General features: G+C 38.5%; 13 protein-coding genes and 1 tRNA gene. 12 read left to right on the plus strand and 2 right to left on the minus strand.

What is annotated here, in order from left to right; genetic code table 11:
- Positions 1 to 17 precede the first annotated feature (17 nt).
- The 11 genes from infB (at position 18) to Q0N70_RS02750 (ending at position 14,860) form a co-directional block, all read left to right on the plus strand.
- Entirely contained in the window at positions 18 to 2,753 is a 2,736-nt protein-coding gene (infB, locus tag Q0N70_RS02700; protein WP_294013511.1) for a translation initiation factor IF-2, read from the plus strand.
- Positions 2,754 to 2,764: 11 nt separating this feature from the next.
- On the plus strand, positions 2,765 to 3,169 hold the full coding sequence (rbfA, locus tag Q0N70_RS02705) for a 30S ribosome-binding factor RbfA (RefSeq protein WP_294013514.1): 405 nt from the start codon (positions 2,765 to 2,767) through the stop codon (positions 3,167 to 3,169).
- A complete protein-coding gene (gene truB, locus Q0N70_RS02710; RefSeq protein WP_294013517.1) occupies positions 3,147 to 5,000 on the plus strand; it encodes a tRNA pseudouridine(55) synthase TruB in 1,854 nt (617 codons plus the stop codon). The genes rbfA and truB overlap by 23 nt, the downstream gene beginning before the upstream one ends.
- 164 nt (positions 5,001 to 5,164) lie before the next feature.
- A complete protein-coding gene (rpsO, locus tag Q0N70_RS02715; protein WP_013702212.1) occupies positions 5,165 to 5,434 on the plus strand; it encodes a 30S ribosomal protein S15 in 270 nt (89 codons plus the stop codon).
- Positions 5,435 to 5,640: 206 nt separating this feature from the next.
- Positions 5,641 to 7,731 carry a polyribonucleotide nucleotidyltransferase gene (pnp, locus tag Q0N70_RS02720; protein ID WP_294013520.1) on the plus strand — a complete coding sequence of 697 codons (2,091 nt, stop codon included), beginning with the start codon at positions 5,641 to 5,643 and terminating at the stop codon, positions 7,729 to 7,731.
- A 112-nt stretch (positions 7,732 to 7,843) separates the two neighbouring features.
- Positions 7,844 to 9,130 (plus strand): pitrilysin family protein, encoded by a 1,287-nt coding sequence (locus Q0N70_RS02725; RefSeq protein WP_294013522.1) that lies wholly within the window; start codon positions 7,844 to 7,846, stop codon positions 9,128 to 9,130.
- Complete coding sequence (dut, locus tag Q0N70_RS02730) at positions 9,115 to 9,558, plus strand: dUTP diphosphatase (RefSeq protein ID WP_294013525.1); 444 nt, start codon at positions 9,115 to 9,117, stop codon at positions 9,556 to 9,558. Before Q0N70_RS02725 ends, dut begins: the two co-directional genes overlap by 16 nt.
- A 5-nt stretch (positions 9,559 to 9,563) precedes the next feature.
- Positions 9,564 to 10,907, plus strand: coding sequence for an LptF/LptG family permease (locus Q0N70_RS02735; protein WP_273352303.1), 1,344 nt, complete (start codon positions 9,564 to 9,566; stop codon positions 10,905 to 10,907).
- Entirely contained in the window at positions 10,904 to 11,974 is a 1,071-nt protein-coding gene (locus Q0N70_RS02740; protein ID WP_294013530.1) for an LptF/LptG family permease, read from the plus strand. The genes Q0N70_RS02735 and Q0N70_RS02740 overlap by 4 nt, the downstream gene beginning before the upstream one ends.
- 26 nt (positions 11,975 to 12,000) lie before the next feature.
- Positions 12,001 to 13,137, plus strand: coding sequence for a tRNA guanosine(34) transglycosylase Tgt (gene tgt / locus Q0N70_RS02745; RefSeq protein WP_294013534.1), 1,137 nt, complete (start codon positions 12,001 to 12,003; stop codon positions 13,135 to 13,137).
- A 34-nt stretch (positions 13,138 to 13,171) separates the two neighbouring features.
- Complete coding sequence (locus tag Q0N70_RS02750; RefSeq protein WP_294013537.1) at positions 13,172 to 14,860, plus strand: HEAT repeat domain-containing protein; 1,689 nt, start codon at positions 13,172 to 13,174, stop codon at positions 14,858 to 14,860.
- Between the two features lie 3 nt (positions 14,861 to 14,863).
- On the opposite strand, the gene Q0N70_RS02755 is transcribed toward Q0N70_RS02750, so the two are convergent.
- Positions 14,864 to 16,426, minus strand: a complete 1,563-nt coding sequence (locus tag Q0N70_RS02755) for an ATP-dependent DNA helicase RecQ (RefSeq protein WP_294013540.1) — start codon at positions 16,424 to 16,426, stop codon at positions 14,864 to 14,866.
- Between the two features lie 207 nt (positions 16,427 to 16,633).
- Between Q0N70_RS02755 and Q0N70_RS02760 the strand changes: the two genes are divergently transcribed.
- Positions 16,634 to 16,716: transfer RNA gene (locus Q0N70_RS02760), tRNA-Leu, on the plus strand.
- 31 nt (positions 16,717 to 16,747) lie between these two features.
- Here Q0N70_RS02760 and Q0N70_RS02765 read toward each other — a convergent pair.
- On the minus strand, positions 16,748 to 18,313 hold the full coding sequence (locus tag Q0N70_RS02765) for a YifB family Mg chelatase-like AAA ATPase (protein WP_294013543.1): 1,566 nt from the start codon (positions 18,311 to 18,313) through the stop codon (positions 16,748 to 16,750).
- Positions 18,314 to 18,408 lie beyond the last annotated feature (95 nt).

An 18,408-nucleotide genomic window follows, 5' to 3' on the forward strand; every position in this document is an offset into this window, starting at 1 on the left:
AGGTAATAGGATACAGTATGGCAGATGAATCAGAGAAAAAGACAGGCGTAGTTTTAAATAAGCATGTACAGGACTCTCATCCTGCAGGGGAAGCCAGCCCAAAGCGGAAGATTGTTATAAAAAGAAAAGCTCCTTCTGCAGAGGCGGCAAAACAAGAACAGAAAAAAAGAATTCACGTAGTGTCTAAAAAGACTCCTGATTCATCTGTTAAAGCTGAGGATGCAAAAACTGAAGTTCCTGTTTCTCAGGAAAAAACTGTTGCGGCAGAAGAAAAAAAGCCGGTTGCTCCTGTTGCCCAGCCTGCAAAGCCGCAGGTTCAGACTTTGGAATTTCCTAATGTTCGTCCAAATGTCAAGGCTGGAAATTTGAGCGGCGGAAGAAACCGTTATTCAAATAATGGAAATGGCCGCAGAGATGGCGGATTCACTGGAAGCCAGGCTAGAGAAAGCTATCAGAACCGCGAAAGACAAAATAATTTTAACCGTGGCAATCCACAGGGATCGAATTTTGGAAACCGCAACGGTTCTTTCCGTGGAAATCCAAATGGCGGATTCAACAGAAACAACGGGCAGCCGGGCGGATTTAACCGTGGTCCAGGCGGCTTCAATAGAAATGGAACTGGCGGCGGTTTCAATCGCGGACCAGGCGGATTCAACAGAAACAACGGACAGCCGGGCGGATTTAACCGTGGTCAAGGCGGCTTCAATCGCGGACCGGGAGGATTTGCTGGCGGAGCAGGCCGTCCGGGATTTGGCGGACCTCGTCCAGCTGGATTTGCAGATCCTTCAGCTATTGCAGGAAACAAAGCGCCGGCTAAAAAGCAATTTAAAGGAAAAAAGCAAGTTTATAATAGAAAAGATAAAGAAGATTTCTTTGACGAGGAAGAACTTTATCAGAACAAAAAGCATGATTCAACTCCGGCAAGCGTTGTTCCAGAGAAAATTGAAATCATGGAGACAATTTCCGTTTCAGATCTTGCCCGCAAAATGAATCTTAAGGCAAGCGAAATTATCGGCAAGCTTATGTCAATGGGAATGATGGTTACAATCAACCAGTCCATTGATTCTGACACAGCGACAATTCTTGCTTCTGAATATAACTGTCAGGTTCACCTTGTAAGCCTTTACGATGAAACTGTTATTGAAAGCGACAAGGGAAGCTCTGAAGGTGAGCGCACTCGTCCTCCGATTGTTACTGTCATGGGACACGTTGACCATGGAAAGACAAAAACTCTTGATGCAATCCGCAATGCTGATGTTGCTGCTGGAGAAGCTGGCGGAATCACACAGAAAATCGGTGCTTACCAGGTTTCAACTCCAAAAGGCGTAATTACTTTCCTTGATACTCCGGGACACGAGGCATTTACAATGATGCGCGCCCGCGGTGCACAGATTACAGATATTGTTGTTCTTGTTGTTGCGGCTGACGATGGCGTTATGCCTCAGACAATGGAAGCTATAAACCACGCAAAAGATGCAAAAGTTCCAATTATCGTTGCGGTCAACAAAATTGATAAGCCGGATGCAAATCCTGAAAAAGTTATGACGCAGCTTTCTGAGCTTGGGCTTACTCCTGAAGCTTGGGGCGGCGACACTCAATATGTAAATATTTCAGCATTGAAGCATCAGGGAATTGATGATTTGCTGGATGCGATTCTTATTCAGGCTGAAGTTCTTGAGCTTAAAGCGCAGTATGATTGCCGGGCTGAAGGAAAAGTTATTGAAAGCCGCACTGACCAAGGCCGCGGTGTTGTTGCTTCTGTTGTTGTTCAGCGTGGAACTTTGCACATCGGCGATCCTTTGGTTGCAGGAATTTATTCAGGACGCGTTCGTGCAATTTTCAATGACCGCGGACAGAAAATTCAAGAGGCAACACCTTCAATGCCGGTGGAAGTTCTTGGACTTGAAGCTATGCCGAATGCCGGAGATCCTATTCAGGTTACAGAAACTGAAAAAGATGCGCGCGCATTTGCCGCAAAACGCCAGGAACTCAAACGCTTTGAAGATGCAAAGGCTGTCAAGAAAGTTACGCTCGACAATTTGTATTCAACAATTGAAGCAAGCGAAGTCAAAGAGTTTAAAGTTATCATCAAGGCTGATTTGCAAGGTTCTGCGGAAGCTCTTAAAACTTCTCTTGAAAAACTCAGCACAAAGGAACTTAGGCTTGTTGTCATTCATTCAAGCGCGGGTGCAATCAACGAAAGCGATGTTACTTTGGCTGCCGCTGATGAAAATGCAATTATTATCGGATTCAATGTCCGCCCGACTCCAAAAGCAAAATCTTTGGCTGAACAGGAAAAAGTTGAAATCCGCAAGTATAACATTATCTACAAGTGTGTTGAAGAAATTCAGCAGGCCATGGAAGGAATGCTTCAGCCTGATACAAAAGACGAAACAACAGGAACTGCGGAAGTTCGCAACACTTTCAAAGTTCCAAAAATTGGCGTTATTGCCGGATGTTATGTTACAGATGGTGTTATCAAAAAAACTTGCAGCGTGAATGTTATCCGCGACGGCGTTGTTATTTACACTGGAAAAATTGCTTCTCTCAAAAGATTCAAGGACGATGCAAAAGAAGTTAAAGACGGATTTGAATGCGGTATCGGAATTGAAAACTGGCAGGATCTTCAGATTGGAGATCAGCTTGAGGCTTTTGAGACAATCGAAGTTAAACGCAAGCTCGGAAAAACTTTGGCAGATGAGCAGGCAGAAGCAGAAAAGAAAAATGCCGCTGCAGAAGTTTCCGCTGAATAAAAGGATTTGCAATGGGACAGTATAGAATGGACAGGCTGGGCAACCAGCTTAGGGAAGAAATTGCAACTCTCATAATGCGCCACGAAGTAAAAGATCCGCGTGTGAATGAATTTCTTACAATAAACCGTGTGGAAGTTGTAAAGGATTTATCATGCGCGAAAGTCTATGTTTCATCTTTTTTGGATGACGCTTCTGTTGAACGCGGCGTAAAAGGCTTGCAAAGCGCGGCTGGATTTATTCAGTCTACAATCGCAAAAAAAGTTTCAATCTATAGATTTCCAAAACTTACTTTTGTAGCAGATTTCAGCATGAAAGAAGGCTATAAAATGGTTCAAAAACTTAATGCGCTGGAAAATGAATCTAGGCAAGTTGAAATCAGCCAGAATGAGCAAAATGCCAGAGAAGACCAAGAATAAAGTTTCCGGGGTTATGCTTTATGCAAAGACTCCGGGAATTACAAGTTTTTCTTCTCTTTGGAGCATAAAGCATGCCTTGAAAACTGAAAAGGTCGGGCATACTGGAACTTTGGATTCTTTTGCTGAAGGCTTGCTTGTTGTTTTGTCTGGCAATCTTACGCACCTTGTTCCTCATATAACTTCATTTACAAAAACTTATCGGGCTGTTGTTTGCTTCGGAAAAGAAACGGACACTCTTGACCCGACTGGCGATGTTGTAAAAACTGGTGTGGCGGCTTCTAAAGAGCAAATTGAAACTGTGCTGAAAAAATTTACTGGAGCAGTTCTTCAAGTTCCGCCTGTTTATTCTGCGCTTCATGTTGACGGAAAACGCGCAAGCGATCTTGTCCGCGGCGGAAATGAAATTCGGCTTGAAAGCAGGCAAGTTTTTATTTACAAAAATGAACTTCTTGATTTTAAAGAGCCTTCAGAAAATGACGCTTGCTCTTACGCACTGCTTGAAATTGTCTGCTCAAAAGGAACTTACATCCGCGCGCTTGCCAGAGACATTGCCTCTAGCCTTGGAACTTGCGCCCATTTATGCGCTTTGAGGCGGACTAAAGTCGGACCGTTTGAATTAAAAGATGCGGCGTGTTTTTGCGAGCTAAAAGAATTTTCAATAGAAAACGGAATTCAAAATGCGATTTATTTTCAAAAGGAAAAAGAGAAAATCCATCTTCCGTTTGAACAAAAAATAAAAAAACGCCGTGAAGATTCAGCTGAAAAAATTCAAGACATAAGAAATCACTTTTTGCTTTTTTCTCAAAAACTGGCGTCTCTTTGCGGTTTTAGCTGCGATATTTTAAAGCCTGAATTTGAAAAGTCATATTTGAATGGCCGTCCGCTTTCACAGAAAATGTTTGACATTGCAAGCTGCGGAAATGTTGAAAATGAAATTGCGGTTTTTTATTCGTCTGGAACTTTCGCCGGAATAATTTGCAAAAACAAGGATTCAAGACTTTCTTATGGTTTTGTTGTTCCGCCTGAAAAAAAGGAATTCAAAATTTTTTCTTGGAATGAATTTTGCAGTTTGAATTTTCCGATTGAATGGAAATCAAAAGGCTGCGCTCTCACGGTCGGAAGTTTTGAAGCTGTTCACGCAGGCCATGTTGCGCTTATAAAAACTGCTGTTGCTCAAAAAAATTTTGTTTCGGGAATTATAACTTTTTCCTCGCAGATAAAAAATGACGGAACTGGTTCAATTTTTACTCTTGAGCAGCGGCTGGAATTTTTCAAGGAGCTTGGGCTTGACTTTGCGGTTGTGATTGACTTCACGCAGGATTTTTCAAAAATTGAAGGAGATGATTTTATTGAAACTTTGATTTCAGTTTGCGGAATGAAATTTCTTGTTGAAGGAAGCGATTTTAAATGCGGCTACAAAGGTTTGCTTAATATGGAAGAACTTGAAAAAATTTCGCAGGAAAAAAACTTCCAGCTTTGCAAACAGGATTACGTTTTTTTTGAAGATGAAAAAATCAGTTCAAGCCGCATAAAAAAAGAAATTCTTGCAGGAAATTTTATATGCGTTCAGAAAATGCTTTTGCGCCCATTTGCTTTGGATGTCCGCGGAATTTCATTGAAAGAAAAATCAGCTGGAAATGAAAATTCGATTTTTGAATTCCGCAATGAAAAAAATCAAGTTTTGCCAAAGAACGGAATTTACAAAGTTGCCGCGCTTAATTCTAACGGAAATGTTTTTCACACAACTCTTGAGATTGAAAATGAAAATCTTAGGATTGCGCTTCCAACGGCAGGAGTTGCAGAAAAAACAGTCGAGATAAAATTTTGCTGATTCGCAGAGAAGTTTGCCGCGCGGCTTAACATTGACTTTTCTTTCTATATCAGTAAAATGTAAAGCAGTTCATTCCGTTGTGATTTTGCTTGGAATACAAAGCGCCACTTTTGTTCCCTGTAAAAATCGAAGGACTGAAAAAAAATTTTTATCAGGAGTAAGAAATGGCACTTACAAAAGAAACAACAGCGTCAATCGTTTCAAAATTTGGAGCAAACGCAAGCGACACTGGAAATTCAAATGTTCAAATTGCTTTGATGACAGAGCGCATTAAAGAGCTTACTGCTCACTGCAAAACTTTCCCGAAAGACACCTGCGCACAGCGTGGTCTTTTAAAAGTTGTTGGTGCTCGCCGCAAGCTTTTGAAATATCTTAAACGCACAAATCTTGAAGGCTACCGCTCTCTTATAAAAGAGCTTGGAATCCGCAAGTAATTTTGCAGAAAAAATTGGATGATGACGGCAGATGAATTCAAAAATGGATTTACTGCCGTTGTTTTTTTAAGGTGGATTCAAAAGAATTTCCCTTTGAATATTCTGATAAGAGTCAGTCCACCGATTATATGGATTTCTATAGATTGGGAATCGATGTAATCTGTGGATAATCAGAAGTTCATAAAAAGCATATTTAGGAAACTTTTATGATACAAAGAGTAACCAAAAAAATTGGTGATCAGGAACTTATTCTTGAAACTGGAAAAATCGGAAAGCAGGCAAACGGCTGTGTTTATGCGCAGATTGGTGGAACTGCTGTAATTGCAACTGTCTGCGCTTCAAGCGAAGTAAAGGAAGGGCTTGACTTTGTTCCTGTAACAGTTGAGTACAACGAAAAATTTTATGCCGCAGGAAAAATTCCTGGCGGATTCGTAAAACGTGAAGGCCGTCCAAAGGACAAGGAAATTCTTGTAAGCCGTCTTATTGACCGCCCGATGCGTCCTCTTTTTGAAACATCTTTTGGCCGTGAAATTCAGATTGTTCCGACTTGCGTTTCTATTGACGGCGTGAATCCTCCAGACATTCTTGCAGTTCTTGCTTCGAGCGCGGCTGTTTCTATTTCTGACATTCCTTTCCACGGACCTGTTGCAGGTGTTCGCGTTGGATATTTGAATGGCGAGTACATTTTGAATCCGACTTATGAGCAGATGGAAAAAATTCAGCTTGAAATTGTTGTTGCCGGAACTAAAGACGGATTTACAATGGTTGAAGGCGGTGCAAACGAAGTTTCAGAGGAAGTTATGCTTGGAGCTTTGGAAAAAGCGCAGGGATTTATTACCGATACGTGCTTGCTTCAGGAAGAACTTGTAAAGCTTGCCGGAAAAGAAAAACTTCCGCTTGCACCTCTTGATGTAAAACTAGAAAACGCAGATGCAATCAAAGCCGAAGCAATTCCTCTTATGCAGGAAGCTTGTTTCCAGAAAGGAAAAATGGCGCGCGGAAATGCGGTTAAGGCTGTAAAAGCTAAGATTGCAGAAAAATATTCAGAGCAGCTTGAAGATGAAATTCAGGCAAAATTGTTCAACACTTTGTTTGATGACATTCAGTATGATTTGCTTCGCTCAAGCATTCTTGAAAAAGGACTTCGCATTGACGGCCGCGGCACAGAAGATATTCGCCCGATTACTTGCGAAGTAAATGTTCTTCCTCGTCCTCATGGTTCTGCTTTGTTTACCCGTGGCGAAACTCAGTCTTTGGCTGTAACAACTTTGGGAACTGCAATGGACGAGCAGGTTTACGATGACATTGAAGGCGACAGAAGCGAAAACTTTATTCTTCATTATAATTTCCCTCCATATTCTGTTGGTGAAGTTGGAAAGCTTACAACTGGCCGCCGTGAAATTGGACACGGAAATCTTGCGCGCCGTTCTTTAGCTCCGATGATTCCTTCAAGAAGCGAATTCCCTTATACAATCCGTGTTGTTTCTGAAATCATGGAATCTAACGGTTCTTCTTCACAGGCTTCAACTTGCGGCGGATGCTTGTCTTTGCTTGCTGCTGGTGTTCCTATGAAAAAAATGGTTGCAGGAATTGCAATGGGACTTATCACTGACGGACCGCAGTACAAAAAATATGCAATTCTCTCTGACATTTTGGGAGAAGAAGATCACCTTGGCGATATGGACTTTAAGGTTGCTGGAACTCGCGATGGAATTACAGGATTCCAAATGGATATAAAAATTGCCGGCGTTTCCATGGATATTATGAGACGCGCCCTTGAACAGGCAAAACGCGGACGCAATCACATTCTTGACATAATGGAAAAATGCATCAGCAAGCCTCAGCCAATCAGCCCTTACGCTCCAAAAATTGAAACAATGAAAATCGCTGTTGATAAAATCGGCGCTTTGATTGGACCAGGCGGAAAAAATGTAAAAGCTCTTTGTCAGCAGTACAATGTTACAATCAATACTGAAGATGACGGAACTGTTACAATTTACGGCAAGTCTGGAGTTTCTACTGATGCTGCAAAAGCTGCTATCAAGGGAATCTGCGAAGATCCAGAGCCAGGCACAATTTATCAGGGAACTGTAAAGCGCATTATGGACTTTGGCGCGTTTATAGAAATTCTTCCGGGAAAAGAAGGACTTTGCCACATTTCAAAACTTTCAAGAAATCGTGTTGAAAAAGTAAGCGATGTTCTTAAGGAAGGCCAGGTTATTCCTGTAAAGCTGCTTGAAGTTGACAAAATGGGCCGCTTGAATTTGAGCTACATTGATGCAATTGAAAGCAAATAAGTTTATTTAACTTTATGTTGAATCCGTCTGTAAATTTGCAGGCGGATTTTTTTTTGTTTTTGCGAAATTTCAATCTGATGCAAAACTTTTTGAAATTTGCTAAAATCATTTTATGCCCGCAAAAAAACAAAATCTTTTAAATAACATAACGCTTATTACTCAGCCAGTTGCAAATTCAAAAGTTACAACGTTTGGCTTTTACTTTTCAGTTGGAAGCCGTTTTGAAAATGAAGGTGAGCATGGAATCAGCCATTTTACCGAGCACATGATTTTTAAAGGAACAAAAACAAAATCGAACCGGGACATATCTCTTATCTTTGACAGAATGGGCGGAATTTTCAATGCTTTTACCGAGCGCGAAAATGTAGGCGTTTACTGCACTGTTCCTTCTGAAAATTTGGAAAATTACAAAACGGCATTGGAAACTCTTTGCGATTTGAGTTCGAATTGCACTTTTCCGCCTGAAGAAATGGAAAAAGAGCGCGGTGTTGTTCAAAGTGAAATTCTTGCTGTTTTGGACGATCCTGATGATTCTGCAATGGATGAAGTTGCGTCTTGTGTTTGGCCGAACCAAAAACTTAGCCTTGCGATAACTGGAACTTCTGATGATGTTGATTCAATTACGCGGGAGCAGATGGTTGACTGGTATAAAAAGTATTTTGCGGAAGGCGAGCTTGTTGTAATTGTTTGCGGAAAAATTTTTGAAGACATTCTTGTTGAAACTTTGCAGAAACTTCCGCAGCATAAGCCCTCGCAGGAATTTTTTAAGCATCTTCATTTTCCAGAAAAAGTTGTCTGGAACACAGAGAACAGGATTTTAAAAGCTAAATTTAATCAGACGCAAATTTTTTCTTTGTATCCGCTTTCTTCAAACCTTTCCTTCAAGGATTACATTTCACTTTTGATTTTTAATTCTGCCGCCGGAGAAACTATGAGCAGCCGCCTTTTTTCTTCGCTTCGTGAAAAATCCGGACTTTGCTATTCAGTTGGAAGTTTTTACACGACTTATGAAAATGCAGGACTTTGGTGCGCTTATGCTGTTTGTGAAAAAACAAAAGCTGAAGAAGTCTATAAAAAACTTTCAGAAGAAATTTCGGGATTTGTTGAAAATCAAATTTCAGATGAGGAAATTGAAATTTCAAAAGAGCGTTTGTGCGGCTCAGAAATTCTTGGAGAAACTAGAACTGCGTTTTTGATGCAGCGGCTTTGGAATTTTTATTCAATGGGATTTCCGCTTTGCGAAACTGAAGAAATTCTGAATAGTATACGTTCAGCTGAAAAAAATGATATAATCAGTTTTATAAAAAATCTTTTGAATGAAGAAAAAAAATCATCGCTTGTTTACGGACCTGCGCTTTCTTCAAAACAAAAAAAGGAAATATTATGCTGGAAAAAATAAATTTAAAAATTGTTGCGCAAAAAAATGCTGTTGTGCCTGCTTATAAAACCGAAGGTTCCGCCGGCGCTGATGTTTGCGCTTTGCTGGATGCTCCGATTGTTCTTAAGCAAGGCGAGCGTGCCTTGATTCCTACAGGCTTGATTTTTGAAATTCCTGCTGGCTATGAAATTCAGGTTCGTCCAAGAAGCGGGCTTGCTTTAAAAAATGGCGTTACTGTTTTAAATTCGCCTGGAACTATTGACAGTGATTACCGCGGAGAACTTAAAATTATTCTTGCTAATTTTGGACAGGAAGATTTTACCGTGAACAGCGGAGATAGAATCGCCCAGATTGTAATTTCTTTAGTTACAACAGCGAATTTTATTTCTGTAAATTCTATTTCTGAAACTTTGCGTGGAGCTGGAGGCTTCGGAAGCACTGGTGTCTAATATTGATGTTGGCAAAAAAAATTTTTGAATTTATTTACAATAAAATAGACTCGGCAGTTGTTTTTGCTAGAAAGCAATTCGCTTTTTCTTTTCTTTTTTTTAAACGGAAATTTAAGAAATTAAAACATTTTGAGTTTCAAAGAAAAATTTACACAGCTGGATTTTCAATTGGAAGAAAAATTAATTGTGTAAAAACTCAGGCTTTTTTTGCAAAGAAAATCTTCAAGCTGAATTCTGTAAAATCGAATATTTTAGTGCGCTACATTGCAAAGGAACTTTTGCTTTACTTTTTGATTTGCTTTGTTTTTTTCTTTGTCGTGTTTTTTGTAAATCAAATTCTTTTGCTTGCTGAAACTATTTTAAAGAAAAGAGTTCCTGTGAATTCTGTTTTAAAGCTGATTTTATATTGCTTGCCAAATGTGATTTCCCAGTCTGCGCCGTTTGCAACTCTTGTTGGATTTTTGATGTGCCTTGGCAGACTTGTTACTGACAATGAAATTTTGATTTTCCGGGCAAGCGGCCAGCGTTACAGTTTGATTTTAAAATCTGTTTTGGCAATGGGACTTTTGATTTCAGTTTTTAGTTTTATTATGAATGATTATTTTCTTCCGATTGGAACTTTAAAATACAACCGGCTTTTCAAACAAATTATTGTGTCAAACCCTGCAATCGAGCTTGAATCAAAGTCAATAAAAAGAATGAATGATTCAACTTTAGTAATTGGAAATGTCAGCAAAAATAATGTTTCTGATATTGTTTTGTTTGACTCGGAAAAAGACGGTGTTCAGCGTATTATAATGGCTGGAAATTCCGACGTGAAAAAATCTTCAACTCCTGGCGTAATTATGCAGCTTGATATGAACAGTCCGATTGTCTTGAGCCTTGATAAATCAAAAACAGAAAACTATGAATCTATTTCAGCTGAAAAACTGAGGCTGAATATTTTTGAAGATTCTATTATCTCTTCTAGCAACGGAACTTCGCCGCGTGAAATGACATCGTGGGATTTGATAAAGCGAATAAAAAAAATGAAGCAGGAAAATTCTTCAACGAAAAAAAGATTAAACACTTTTATACTTGAATGCAATAAAAAATTTTCAGTTCCTTTTGGATCATTTTTTTTCGCATTGTTAGCTTTTCCTCTTGCATTAATTTTCGGAAAAAAAGACGGTCAGACACTTGGACTTATATTTGGAATAATACTTTCAGTTCTTTACTGGTCGGCAACAATAATCGGACAGATGTTCGGAATCCGCGGAGGCTACAACGGATTTTGGATGATGTGGACTCCTAATTTTGTAATAGGAATTTTAGGAATCATTCTTTACATAAGGCTCAAGAAAAAATGAAACTTGTTTTTTATATGCTCAAGCGTTTCTTTCCAGTTTTTATTGGCGCGGTTATGTTTTTTGTTCTTGTTCTTTGCCTCACAGATTTGTTTATGAATCTTTGGAATTATATTTCAAAAAATGTTTCATCGCGCGATGTTGCTTTGATTCTTATTTATTATATTCCAAAAGCGGTCTGGTATGCTGTTCCGATTGCAATGCTTTTTGCGACGGCCTATATGCTCAGTGATTTTTATGCGCGGAATGAATTGCTTGCGGTTTTTGCATCTGGAATTTCACTTTTTAAGTTTTCGGTTCCGTTGCTTGCTGTTGCTGTTGCAATGAGTTTTGCTCTTTTCATTTTTGAGGACAATATTGTTGTTCCGACATTTTCAAAAAAAACGCAGTTGCAGGAATCAGTTTTGTCAAAAGAAAAATCTTTGAACAACAGCAAAATTGTAATTATGGCGGAAGGCGGAAATGTAATTTACAAAGCGGATTTTTTCAACAACAAGGCGGAATCTCTTTCAAAACTTTATGTTCTTTTTAGAACTGAAGACAAAAAGCCTGATGCGGTTGTCTATGCTCAAAAAGCTTTTTGGAAAAATAATTCTTGGAAACTTGAAAATGCTGTGGAATATAAATTTCAAGATGAAAATTTTTTAGCTTGCGTTTTGGAAAAAAGATTAGAAGAACGTCTTTTGGAACCTCCAGAAACTTTCAGAAATAATACAATTTCTGTTGAACGGGTAAACACGAAAGAAGCTAGAGAATATATAGAGCATCTTGAAAAAGCCGGACTTCCGAGCGCAGAAGAAAAATCTGTTTATTATAAAAAATATTCGTTTCCTTTTGTTGTTTTTATTGTTGTTTTTTTAGCGATTGGACTTAGCGGGAAAACTCGTAAAAATGTTTTGCTTGTGAGCCTTGCAATGAGCATAACGGCAGTCGTTCTTTTTTATGTCCTTCAAATGATTACGATGCTCATGGCAAAATTTCAAGCTATTCCGCCTTTGTTTGGAGCATGGAGTCCGGTTGTGCTTTTTATAATTATCAGCTGTGTTTTGTTGAAATATGCTAAAACTTAAAAATTTGAAAAATGAGGCAAAGTATTATGATAAAAAATTTTTTTGAAATTCATCACGAAGATAAAAATTCCTGTGCTCGGACTGGAGTTGTTCATTTGGCGCATGGAGATGTTCAGACTCCTGTTTTTATGCCGGTTGGAACAAAAGGAACTGTAAAGGCTTTGACAAAAGATGATTTGGAAGAAATCGGATTTGAAATTATTCTTGCAAACACTTACCATCTTTATCTTCGCCCCGGTGCTGACATTGTTTCCGAAGCTGGCGGACTTCACGGATTTACAAAGTGGAACAAAAATTTTCTGACGGATTCTGGCGGATTTCAAGTGTGGTCTCTTTCAAATCTTCGGAAAATTGAAAATGAAGGAGTTGCATTTAGAAGCACGATTGATGGCAGCAAGCATTTTTTCACTCCAGAAAATGTTGTTCAAACTCAAGTAAAACTTAACAGCGATATTCAAATGCAGCTTGATGTTTGCTCTGGATATGGCGTTGAAAGGCGTGAGGCTGAACGTGCTTTCCGCTTGTCTTCAGATTGGGCTGTGCGTGCGATAAAAGAATGGAAGTTTCATTCTGAAAATGGATACAAAGGAATTTTATTTCCTATTGTCCAGGGAAATTTTTTTGATGACCTTAGAAAAGAAAGCGCGGAATTTGTAGATTCTCTTGGAACTCCGGGACTTGCGATTGGCGGATTAAGTGTTGGTGAGCCTGCTGATGTTTTCGTTGAAAAGTTGAAATATACAGTTCAGTTTCTTTCAAAAAGCAAGCCTCGGTATGTTATGGGAATTGGAACTCCTGAATATATTCTTGACGCAGTTTCAAATGGAATTGATATGTTTGACTGTGTTCAGCCTACGCGCATTGCCCGGCATGGACTTTATTTTCATCACAAAGGAATGCTTTCAATTAAGCAAAAAAGATTTGAACGTGATTTTTCTGCGCTTGATTCTGAATGCAATTGCAAAGTCTGCAAAACTTATTCGCGTGCATATTTGCGGCATATTTTCCGCGAGCAGGAAATTCTTTCTTCTATGCTGGCAAGCTACCACAATCTTTATTTTTTGCACAATATGATTTTAGAAATCCGCTCTGCAATTGAAAATGATAAATTTGAAGAATACAAAAAAAATTTCCTTGATAATTTTCATTCAAATGAACTTTGATGCCGATAATTAAAAAGATTTGTCTGGAGAAAAAATGAAGAGAAAATTTTTGCTCGCTGCTGTTTCATTGATTTTTATTTTTGCATGGTCTCAAGAATCTTCCGCGCCAGAAGTTATTGAAAATATTTTGTCTGAATCTGAAAATTCCCAATCGGAAATTTCTGCGCCAGATGAAATTATTTCAGAAGAAACTTCCCAAAATTCGGAAACAGAAATTCCAGATGTTTCTCTTCCTGAAAATGCTGTTCCAGAAATTCAGAACGAGGCAGAATCAGAAAATTATGATGCGATTTCTGGAAGCCAGCCTTCAGAAAATATAAAGTTTAAATATACAAGAGAGAAAATTTATCCAGCAGATGCTCGTCCCAAAAAACATGACAGCTCAAAAAATTATATTGACCGTTCCAAGGATTATGAAAAAAATTGCAATGACATTTTAAAATACGGACTTGAAGGTCAGATTACAGAACTTATTGATGAGCTTACAAAAAATCAGGACAATCGTTTTGTTGATGGAATTTATGATTTGTTTCAGGAAACAAAAAGTGTTGCTGTTAAAGAAAAAATTCTTGATTACTTCACAAAGTTAAAAGATCCTTGCCTTGCTTCTTATGCGGTCGAAATTATAAATGATCCTTACGATGAAAAAAAATCGATTGTTGAAAAATGCTTTAAATATGTTTCCGAAGCTGATATAAAAGATGCGAATCCGGGACTTGTTGATTTGGTTGATAAGGAGGAAGATGCATATTTTACGGGAGCGCTTTCTGCATTGGGCGAAACAGGTGGAAAAGAAGAAGCTCTTTTTCTTGCGGATTATCTTGACCGTGATGATTTGAATGTTTCCCAGAGGCAAGCTCTCATGCGTGTTCTTGGAAGAATCAAGGCTGTTGAAACTTGGCAAAAGATTTCAGAAATTGCAAAAGACGAAAATGAAAACACTTTTGTTAGAATGTATGCTGCGGAAGCGATTGGTGCAATGGAAAAGCCTGAATCAGAAGATATTCTTGTGGAATTGTTTGAGTCAAATGATCCGAATCTTAGAACTTACGTTATAAAAGGAATTTCATATTTCAACGACAAAAAGTCTTCAGATTTAATTACGCAGGCGTTGCGTGATTCTCAGTATAAAGTCCGGCTTGAAGCAGTTTCCGCAGTTGGAAAAAATAGAATTGACAAAGCTGTTCCTTTTTTGATTTTCAGATGCAAAGATAAAGACGAGCAGAAGCAAGTAAAGGAGAAATGTTATTCTGTAATTGCGGATTTAAATACTTCTGACGGAAACGATTATTTAATCAGTGTTTTAAAAGACAAAAAAATTGGCGATGCTACAAAGGCGAAGGTTTCTGCGGCATTGCTGGAATATAATCATGCAGGAACAAAAGAAGTTATAGAACTTGCTCGTTCAACATTGAAGAGCGACATTCAGAAAAATTTACGTTATGCGTTGGGAAAGGAATTTGCAAAATATGATCGTTCCGAATTTGCTGATATTTGCGCGGAATATATTGCGAGCGATGATGTTGCAACTCAAGGCACGGGTCTTGATATTTGGGCGAAAGGAAGATACTCAAGCGTAAAATCCGCCGTTGAAGAAATTGCAAAAGATGCCGAAGAAGAAGTTTTGCCAGAAGAAACAGAAAAACCTAAAGGTTATCAGTTTGGAGCAAAAAAGAAAAATGCAAATGCAAAAAAAGCAAAACGGATTTTGGAGCAATCTTAAAAATTACTGCGCGTTTTCTTTTATTATTTTCAAGATAAAGTATCCGAATTTTTCAGCTTTTATTTCTCCTATTCCGTAGCAGCTTGTAAGCTCTTTTATGTTTGAAGGTTTCTTTTGCGCGATGTCAAAAAGTGTTTTGTCTCCAAAAATAACATAAGGCGGAACATTCAATTCTTCTGCCGCCTTTTTTCTCCAACCGCGCAATTTTTCTGATAAAATTTTTTCATTGTTTTCCAAAGTGTCAGAAACAAAAAGTTCTCCTGTAGATTTTTTTGATGGTTTTGGAAAACTTTGGATTTTTTTATGAAGAATTGCACGAGGCTGATTGTAGTTTATTTTTTTTGATGCGCATATATCACAGCAATTTTCTGAAGAAACGCAGTCTTGCCTTGCATCTGAATAGCTTTCCCCAAAGTAAGATAAGAGCGCTTGCCGTCTGCAAACAGAATTTTCGCAGTAGTTTATCATTCCTTGCAAAAGATTTTCTGATTTAGCAGAATCAAAATTGTCTTTGAAAAAATATCTGATTTTGTGAATGTCTCCTGCGCTGTATAAAAGCAAAGCTTCGGCTTCCAATCCGTCACGTCCTGCACGTCCGATTTCCTGATAATATTGCTCTATGGATTTTGGCATGTCAAAGTGAATTACAAAGCGAACGTCAGGTTTGTTAATTCCCATTCCAAATGCAACTGTGGCAACCATAATGTCGGCTTTGTCTGAAATAAAGTCCTGCTGATTTTTTGCCCGCTGCGCATCGTTAAGTCCGGCGTGATAACTCAATGCTTTTATTCCATTTAAGTGCAGTTCTTGCGCAACTAAATCAACTTGCTTTCTTGAAAAGCAATAAATTATTCCGCTTTGGTTCGGATGATTTTCTATGAAGTTGAGAACCTGTTCTATCGGCTTGTCTTTTTTTATTACTTGAAGAAAAATATTCGGTCTGTTAAAACTTGCCATAAATATTTCAGGATTTTCCATCCGCAAATTTTTTATAATATCAGCTTGGACTTGCTTTGTTGCAGTTGCCGTGAGCGCAAGAAAAACTGCTTTTGGAAACTGATTTCTTATATGAGTTATTTCCATGTAGTCCGGGCGGAAGTCGTGTCCCCATTCGCTTATGCAGTGCGCCTCGTCGATTGCAATGCAGTCAACAGAACTTTTTGATTCTTGAAGCAGCCTTATCATCCTTCCTGAATTCAATCCTTCTGGCGAAACATAAAGAAGCTTGATTTTTCCAGATAAAATTTTTTCACAGCATTTTTGATAATAGTTTCTTTCAAGAGATGAATTTAAACAGACAGCAGAAATTCCATAGGATTCGAGTTGCGCCACTTGATCTTGCATTAACGCAATTAATGGTGAAACAACAACTGTAATTCCCGGAAGAATAAGAGCCGGAATTTCATAGCATAAAGATTTTCCGCCTCCAGTTGGCATGACTGCAAGCGTGTCGCGTCCGTCCAAAACATTTTGAATTATTTTTCTTTGCATCGGTCTGAATGATTCATAGCCAAAAACTGATTTTAAAATATCTTCTGGTGTTCTGTCGAATAATGTGTAGTCCATAGATGGTTCCTGAAAAAATAATGAGTTTTGCAACGCGAATTGAAATGAAATGTTTTTTATAGATTCATACAAATGATTATACAAAAATGATTCCAAAAATAAAACCTCCATTTTTTTTCTGCTTGAAAGGAAATTTTAAAAGCCAAACAACTTCTGAAAACTTTCTCTTGATTTTATTTTTATTTTTTGATATAGTATTTATCACTTGCCGGCTTGGTGGAATGGTAGACACGAAAGACTCAAAATCTTTTGCGCGCGAGCGTGTCAGAGTTCAAGTCTCTGAGCCGGTATCTTTTAGACCGAATTTTGTTCGGTCTTTTTTTATGCCAAAAGACTCATTGCACCTGCTGGCTTTTTAAATTTCACAGCTTCCTCCATTGCTTCTTTTCCGATTATATTTTCTTCCTTCATATCAGAAATTGTCCTTGCAATTTTTATGCAGCTTGAAACGGACCTTGGTGAAAACTCATAAGTTTCTGTTGCCTCGTCTAAAATTTTTTTTGCGTCCAAATCCATTTTGCAAAATTCTTTTATTTCCGATGGCGACAGTCTTGAATTTCTTTTTCCACGTTTGCGCTGAATTTTTATTGCCGCTGCAATTTCTTTTCGCAGTTCTGATGTTGAAATGTTTTGCGATAAATCTGATTTTTCTATTGAAACTTTTTCAACCTGAATGCTTAAGTCGATTCTGTCTAAAAGCGGCGCGGAAATTTTTTTCCAATATTGTTCAACAGAGCGGGCAGAACACAAGCAAAGTTTTTCCTTTGAACCGTAGTTTCCGCAGGGGCACGGATTCATTGACATTAAAAGCTGAAAATTTGCCGGAAAAATTGTTGAGCGTCCAGCTCTGCTTAAAGTTATGCTTCCTGTTTCAAGCGGGACCCTTAAAATCTGAAGAACTGATGTTCTGAATTCCGCAGCTTCATCTAAAAAAAGAGTTCCGTTATGCGCAAGTGAAATTTCTCCTGGGCTGCAATGAATTCCACCGCCGCACATTCCTTCTATTGTAGATGTTTGATGTGGCTGCCTGAACGGAGCTTTTTTTATTACTCTTGTTCCGGCCTGAAGAATTCCTGCAATCGAATAAATTCGAGTTACGCTTTGACTTTCTTCCTTTGTGAGCAATGGAACTAATGCGGGGAATCTTTGCAGCGAAAGCGTTTTTCCGCAGCCCGGAGGACCGAACGCAAGCAAGTTGTGTTTTCCAGCCGCTGCAATTTGCAAACCTCTTACAAGTTCTTTTTGTCCGCAAATTTCTTTAAATTCAAATTCTTCCGGCGGAAAAAGAATTCCATTTATTTCAACTGCGTCTTTTATTGTGCTTCCATTTTTTTCTTCAATGTGCGAAGTTTTATAATCAGAAAATGATTCGGGATTTTTTAACGCATTGAAAGCTTCTGTTAAATTTTCCGCGCCAAAAATTTTCATTGTGCGAATTTCTCTTGCTTCTTCCGCATTTGCAGCAGGAACAATGCAGTATCTTATTCCGCTAGCATAAGCAGTTGCCGCCGCCGCATGAATAGCTTTTACCGGACGTATATTTCCGTTCAGTTCAAGTTCGCCGATTACAAGAATCGGTTCCATTTGAAACGCAGAATTTTCATTTTCTAAATTTTCTTTTGCTGACAAAACTGCAAGAGCAATCGCAAGATCAAAGCCGGCTCCTTCTTTTTTCAAATCAGCAGGAGAAAGACTTATAAGAACTCGTTCAGGCGGAAACAAAAGCCCTGAATTTATAATTGCGCTTTTCATTCTTTCTCGCGATTCTTTTACCGCATTGTCCGCAAGTCCGACTATATCAACGGCAGGAATTCCGCGGCGCAAATCAACTTCAACTGTAACAAGATTTCCTTCGTAACCGAAAGGCGAAAAACAAAAAATTCTCATGTTTACTCCAAATAAAAAATTCAAGAATTAAAAACTTTATTATGAAAAAAATAAAAAAAATGCCGCAAATCAAAAAAATTTGATAAAATGCTTTT

Source organism: uncultured Treponema sp. (genome assembly GCF_945873775.1).
GTDB lineage: Bacteria > Spirochaetota > Spirochaetia > Treponematales > Treponemataceae > Treponema_D.